The sequence below is a fragment of the Streptomyces sp. 8P21H-1 genome (assembly GCF_013302945.1).
Genome location: NZ_JABTYA010000076.1, coordinates 4,103 through 9,610 on the forward strand (window position 1 = coordinate 4,103; position 5,508 = coordinate 9,610).

Sequence of the window (5,508 nt, forward strand, 5' to 3'; positions counted from 1 at the left end):
CCCTCGTAGGCCCCGGACGACCAGCACCGCCCCCGTCCCCAGCTGCGCGAGCGCGAGAGCCCGGGCTCCGGAGGCACCGGTTGCGCCGGCCCAGGGCGGCCAGGACCCCGGCAGGCCGCTCCGGACGGCGTCGGGCCCCTCACGAGCGGCACGCTCCCGCCCGGACCGCTCGGCTGTCCGGACGTCACCGAGTCGCTCGACCGTCCGGACGTCACCGGACCGGTCACGGACCACCGCGTGGAGGCGGTCGGCCGGATCGCCGGGTTCGAGTCCGTCGGGCAGGGTGACACCCACGCGGGCCAGCACGGCGAGCAGAGCACGCAGACGTCCCCGTGCGTCGGCCCCGGGGTCGGGCTTCGTGAGACGGGCGAGCGACTGCACGTCCAGGACCGGGTCGAGGCCGAGGCGGGCGGCGAAGGTCCGCATCGCCTCGTCCTCCCCCATCGCCGTTCCGTTCGCGAGCCATTCGTAGCCGACCGTCCGCCGGAAACCCGTGGCGAGCGTGCACCCGCTGTGCTCGGCGTCCCACCACAGGGCGAGCACGGTCCAGGGTGCCGCGACCGCGAGCGCGGTGGCCCAGCCGGCGAGAACGCGGTCCACCGGTTCGTCGTCCCGCAGCCAGGGCCTTCCCTCCGGAACCAGCACGCACCACTCCCGCCCGGCCGGGACGAGCAGCACGCGGTCACGCAGCAGCCGTACGACGGGTTCGACCGCGTCGGCTTCCGCCCGGCAGAGCAGCAGCCCGCCGGCCGTCCGGTCGGGGGACGGGCACGGTCCCTGCGGCGCACAGAACGACATGAGCCAAGAATATTTGCTTTTGTCCATCTTCGTACCGCGCAGATCACCAGAACGAGCGCCTTGACTTCCCTGACCCGCGATATATCGTGTCTATTGGAAGACGCGATATGGCGTGTCGCGTCCCGCCCTGCCGAGGAGGTCAGCACCATGTCCGAGTGGTCCGTCGCAGAGCCGAGGAAGCTCACGTTCGACGAACCGGTGACGGCTCTCCACGTGCGCATCGCCCATGGAACGGTGAACGTCGTGGGGGTCGACGAGGGTTCCGCCCACCTGGAGGTGTCCTCGATAGAGGGACCACCCCTGGTGGTCACCCAGGAGAGCGGGACGCTCACGGTCGCCTATGAGGACCTGCCCTGGAAGGGCTTCCTCAAGTGGCTCGACCGCAAGGGCTGGCACCGCAGCGCGGTGGTCTCCCTGGCCGTCCCGGCACGCACGCGCGTCGAGGTGGGCGTGGTCGGCGCCACCGCCACGGTCTCCGGCATCGACGGCCGGGCCGTGGTGAAGGGCGTCTTCGGCGACACCACGCTGGTGGGCCTCTCCGGCCCGGTCCGCGCGGACACCGTGTCGGGGAACGTGGAGACCCAGGCCCTGACGGGCGACCTCCGGCTCAACTCCGTCTCCGGCGACCTGACCGTCATCGAGGGCTCCAGCCCTTCCGTGCGGGTCGAGTCGGTCAGCGGCTCCGTGATCGTCGACCTCGACCCGACCGGCCGGGCCAGCGATGTCAGCCTGACCAGCATCTTGGGAGAGATCGCCGTCCGCCTGCCGCATCCGGCCGACGCGGAGATCGAGGTCGATTCGGCGAGCGGCGCGGTCTCCAGCGCTTTCGAGGACCTCCGGGTCAGCGGTCAGTGGGGCGCCAAGAAGATAACCGGCAGGCTCGGCGCGGGGAACGGCCGCCTGAAGGCGACCACCGTCTCCGGTTCGATCGCACTGCTGCGGAGGCCTCCGGCGGAGGACGAGCCGTGGGACGAGCCGCGGAACGCACCACGGGACGATCCACGGAGCGGGGAAGTGAATTTCGGGAAGGAGACGGGCGTCGGGAAGGACGGACCGCGGAACACGGTTTCCGGCCGGTCCGAACCCGGGCCCGAACCGGGGACCGGAACGGGCCCCCGGCCCGGCCCGGCCTCCCCGCCACCGGCGTCCGACTCCACACCTGAGCCAACGCCTGACCCCATGCCCGACTCCACCGACGGACCCGGCGTGGCGCCGCAGAACACGGCACCCGACGACCCGACCCACCAGAAGGGGCTCTGACATGGCTCCCGTCTTTGCCCATGGCCGCCTGCGGCTCTACCTGCTGAAGCTGCTCGACGAGGCACCGCGCCACGGTTACGAGGTGATACGCCTCCTGGAGGAGCGTTTCCAGGGGCTGTACGCGCCGTCGGCCGGCACCGTCTACCCCCGGCTGGCCAAGCTGGAGGCGGAGGGCCTGGTCACCCACACCACCGAGGGCGGCCGGAAGGTGTACGCGATCACGGACGCCGGCCGCGCCGAGCTGGCCGACCGCAGCGGTGAACTGGCCGATCTGGAACTGGAGATCCGTGAGTCGGTCGCCGAGCTCGCCGCGGAGATCCGTGCCGATGTGCGCGGTGCCGCAGGGGATCTGCGCCGCGAGATGCGGGCGGCCGCGAACGAGGCCCGGCGGGGCTCGGCCGGAGCCGGCGCCGAGGGCGGTGGTCACCAAGGCGCCCACGGGGACTTCACCGACCTGGGGGACAGGGAGGCGTGGCGCGTCGCCAAGGAGGAGATGCGCCGTGTGAGGCAGGAATGGAAGGAGCAGGCCCGGCGCGCCAAGGACGAGAGCCGACGCGCCCGCGAGGAGGCCCAGCGGGCCCGCCATCAGGCCAAGGAGGCCCAGGAGCGGGTCCGGGTCGAGGCGCAGGAAGAGCTCCAGCGCATCGCCAAGCGTGTCCAGGACCAGGTGCAGGACCACTTCACCCGGGGCGACTGGCCGACGGGCGTCAGGGAGGGACTCGCCGAACTGACCAAGGAGTTCGGCGATTTCGGGAAGAACTTCGGCAAGGAGTTCGGGAAGGACTTCGGTTTCGGCCGGTCCGCGGCGGAGGGCAGGACCGGGGCCGGGCACGGGCCGAAGAAGGCGGACCGTCCCGACTACACGGACACCCCCGAGGACTTCCCCGCCGGCTACGAGCCCCCCTGGGCCCACGAGGACTCCACGGGCGATCCCGCCCGGGACCTGGACCGCCTGCTGGACCGCTTCCGCGACGACATCCGTGACGCGGCCCGTGATCACGGGGTGACGGAGGAGCAACTGCGCGATGCCCGCCGTCATCTGTCGTCGGCGGCGGCGCACATAGGAGCGGTGCTGCGGGCGCCCAAGGGCTGAGCGGCCCCCGCACGTCCGCCCACCCCCCCCCGCCCACCATCCGCCGTCCCTGCCGCTTCTGCCACCTCTGCCGCTGCGCGGCCGGGGTGGCCCCGGCCCCCGGAAAGGAACCGTCCCTCAACCCTCAGCCGGCCTTCGCCTGTCCCCCGTCGTACAGCACGCGCCGCAGTGACGCGTAGGTGACTCCGTGGTCGGCCAGGACTTCCGCGGGAACGCCAGGACGCGCGGTGAGGGCGAGAAGGAGGTGCTCGTCGCCGATGTACCGGTCCTGCTGGGCGAGGGCGACACGCAGGGACTCCTTGAGGAGGTCCTTGGCTCCCTGGGCGAAGGGAGGCCGGTCGCCGAGGAACCCGGACCACCATCCCCGGCTCCGTCCGCCGTCTTTGCCGCCACCCCTCCCCTCACCCTTTCCGTCGCCTCCGGCGGTCTCCAGCGCCCCCTCGCCATGGGCCTCTTCGACACGCGAGACGATCGCCGCGACGTCGATGCCCAGCCCCGAGAGAGCGTCCGTGTCGGCCCGGGAGAGACCCCCGCGGCGGCGTGCCTCGGCCAGCGCCCGTTCGACGGACTCCCGGCGTCCGCCGAGCCCCAGCGACGTCAGGGCGAACGACGCACGGCTGGCCTCGCGGTCGAGGAGCGCCAGCAGCATGTGCTGCTCCTCGACCGTCTCCGCGTCCAGTCTCTCGGCGTGGCCGACCGCGCCGAGAACCACCGCGCGGGCGTCCCTGGTGAACCGTTCGAACATCACTGCCTCCCGTACTTCTTGTGCACGGCCTGCCTGCTGACACCCAGTTCCGCGGCGATCTCCTGCCACGACCAGCCCTGATTCCGTGCGCTGCGCACCTGCACCGCTTCGAGCTGCTCCAGCAGCCGCCGCAACGCGGAGACGGCACGCAGCCCGATCCGCGGATCGCGGTCGCCCGCGCGCTCGGCGAGATCCGTTGCTTCGGTCATGACGTCAACTTAGATTGACACACCACGGTATGTCAACTCAGATTGACGAGAGGAGGCGAGTGAAAGGGAGGTGTGATCAGGAGGCGGTCAGAACCACCTTGCCGAAGAGTTCGCCGGATTCCATGCGCGCGAAGCCCTCGCGGGCCCGGTCCAGCGGGAGCACTTCGTCGATGACGGGCCGGACACCGGTCGCCGCGCAGAAGGAGAGCAGGTCCTCGAGTTCGTCCTTGGAGCCCATCGTGGAGCCGACGACCTTGAGTTCGAGGAAGAAGATGCGGGTCAGCTCGGCGCGCGAGGGACTGTCGCCGCTCGTGGCCCCCGAGATGACCAGGGTGCCGCCCGGCTTGAGGGACTTGACCGAGTGGGACCAGGTGGCGGCGCCGACCGTCTCGATGACCGCGTCCACGCGCTGCGGCAGCCGGGCGCCCGGCTCGACGGCCTCGACGGCACCCAGTTCGAGGGCCCGCTTGCGCTTCGCCTCGCTCCTGCTGCTGGCGAAGACCCGCAGCCCCGCGGCCTTGCCCAGCACGATCGCGGCCGTGGCGACACCGCCTCCGGCGCCCTGCACGAGAACCGAGTCACCGGGTCGTACGCCGGCGTTGGTGAAGAGCATGCGGTACGCGGTCAGCCAGGCGGTGGGCAGACAGGCGGCCTCCTCGAAGGAGAGCTCCGCGGGCTTGGGCAGGACGTTCCACGTGGGCACGGAGACCTGTTCGGCGAAGGTCCCCTGGTAGCGCTCGGTGAGGATGGAGCGTGGCTCCTCCGGGCCGACGCCGTGACCCGTCTGGCCGATGACGGAGTGCAGGACGACCTCGTTGCCGTCCTCGTCGACACCGGCGGCGTCGCAGCCGAGGATCATCGGCAGTCTGTCCTCGGCGAGGCCGACTCCGCGCAGCGACCAGAGGTCGTGGTGGTTCAGGGAGGCGGCTCTGACGTTCACGGTCGTCCAGCCGGAGCGGGGTTCGGGAGCGGGGCGCTCCCCCAATTCGAGTCCGCGCAGGGGCTGGTCACGGTCGATGCGGGCGGCGTAGGCAGCGAACATGCCCCGACCCTAGGGGGCACCCGCCCCGGACGGAACCGGACGGCTCTGTGACGGACGACTCTGTGACACGCATCCCTGACGCGGCGGGAGGGGCCGGGACGGTCCCGGAGGTGCCTCGGACCGCTCGTGCGCTTCCCTGCGCCCCCTCTTCGGAGGCGGGGAACCACAAGAGCCCGAGGCACCTCCCGGCCGGAGACCGGATGCCGGACGCCGGGAACCACAACGCACCCGCAGCCACACGGCGGTCGAGCCGGCCACGCGGCCCTACGGCCACGCAGCCCACAGCCGTGCGGCCGTACAGCCGTGCAGCTGCCTGGCCGTGCAGCCCCGGCGTGCGGGCTACCGCCGCGCCACGCCCTCG

The 5,508-nt window shown here is 71.9% G+C and carries 6 protein-coding genes; 2 read left to right on the top strand and 4 right to left on the bottom strand.

Features of this window, described 5'->3' with window-relative positions; all coding sequences use genetic code 11:
* The coding region (locus HO151_RS01525; RefSeq protein ID WP_173894334.1) for a hypothetical protein at window positions 1-798 on the bottom strand (798 nt) is incomplete at its 3' end.
* Window positions 799-945: 147 nt separating this feature from the next.
* Here HO151_RS01525 and HO151_RS01530 point away from each other — a divergent pair.
* Window positions 946-2,058 carry a DUF4097 family beta strand repeat-containing protein gene (locus tag HO151_RS01530; RefSeq protein WP_173894335.1) on the top strand — a complete coding sequence of 371 codons (1,113 nt, stop codon included), beginning with the start codon at window positions 946-948 and terminating at the stop codon, window positions 2,056-2,058.
* 1 nt (window position 2,059) lies between these two features.
* Entirely contained in the window at window positions 2,060-3,151 is a 1,092-nt protein-coding gene (locus HO151_RS01535; RefSeq protein ID WP_173894336.1) for a PadR family transcriptional regulator, read from the top strand.
* A gap of 124 nt (window positions 3,152-3,275) precedes the next feature.
* On the opposite strand, the gene HO151_RS01540 is transcribed toward HO151_RS01535, so the two are convergent.
* From HO151_RS01540 to HO151_RS01550, 3 genes are all read right to left on the bottom strand, one after another.
* Window positions 3,276-3,896, bottom strand: a complete 621-nt coding sequence (locus tag HO151_RS01540) for a Clp protease N-terminal domain-containing protein (protein WP_173894337.1) — start codon at window positions 3,894-3,896, stop codon at window positions 3,276-3,278.
* Window positions 3,896-4,105: a helix-turn-helix domain-containing protein gene (locus HO151_RS01545; RefSeq protein ID WP_010984411.1), complete on the bottom strand. Its 210-nt coding sequence runs from the start codon at window positions 4,103-4,105 to the stop codon at window positions 3,896-3,898. Before HO151_RS01545 ends, HO151_RS01540 begins: the two co-directional genes overlap by 1 nt.
* 76 nt (window positions 4,106-4,181) lie before the next feature.
* On the bottom strand, window positions 4,182-5,147 hold the full coding sequence (locus HO151_RS01550) for a zinc-binding dehydrogenase (RefSeq protein WP_173894338.1): 966 nt from the start codon (window positions 5,145-5,147) through the stop codon (window positions 4,182-4,184).
* Between the last annotated feature and the right edge of the window lie 361 nt (window positions 5,148-5,508).

Coding starts and splice junctions, on each gene's coding strand:
- HO151_RS01535 (WP_173894336.1), top strand. CDS start 2,060: ATGGCTCCCGTCTTTGCCCATGGCCGCCTGCGGCTCTACCTGCTGAAG.
- HO151_RS01530 (WP_173894335.1), top strand. CDS start 946: ATGTCCGAGTGGTCCGTCGCAGAGCCGAGGAAGCTCACGTTCGACGAA.
- HO151_RS01545 (WP_010984411.1), bottom strand. CDS start 4,105: ATGACCGAAGCAACGGATCTCGCCGAGCGCGCGGGCGACCGCGATCCG.
- HO151_RS01540 (WP_173894337.1), bottom strand. CDS start 3,896: ATGTTCGAACGGTTCACCAGGGACGCCCGCGCGGTGGTTCTCGGCGCG.
- HO151_RS01550 (WP_173894338.1), bottom strand. CDS start 5,147: ATGTTCGCTGCCTACGCCGCCCGCATCGACCGTGACCAGCCCCTGCGC.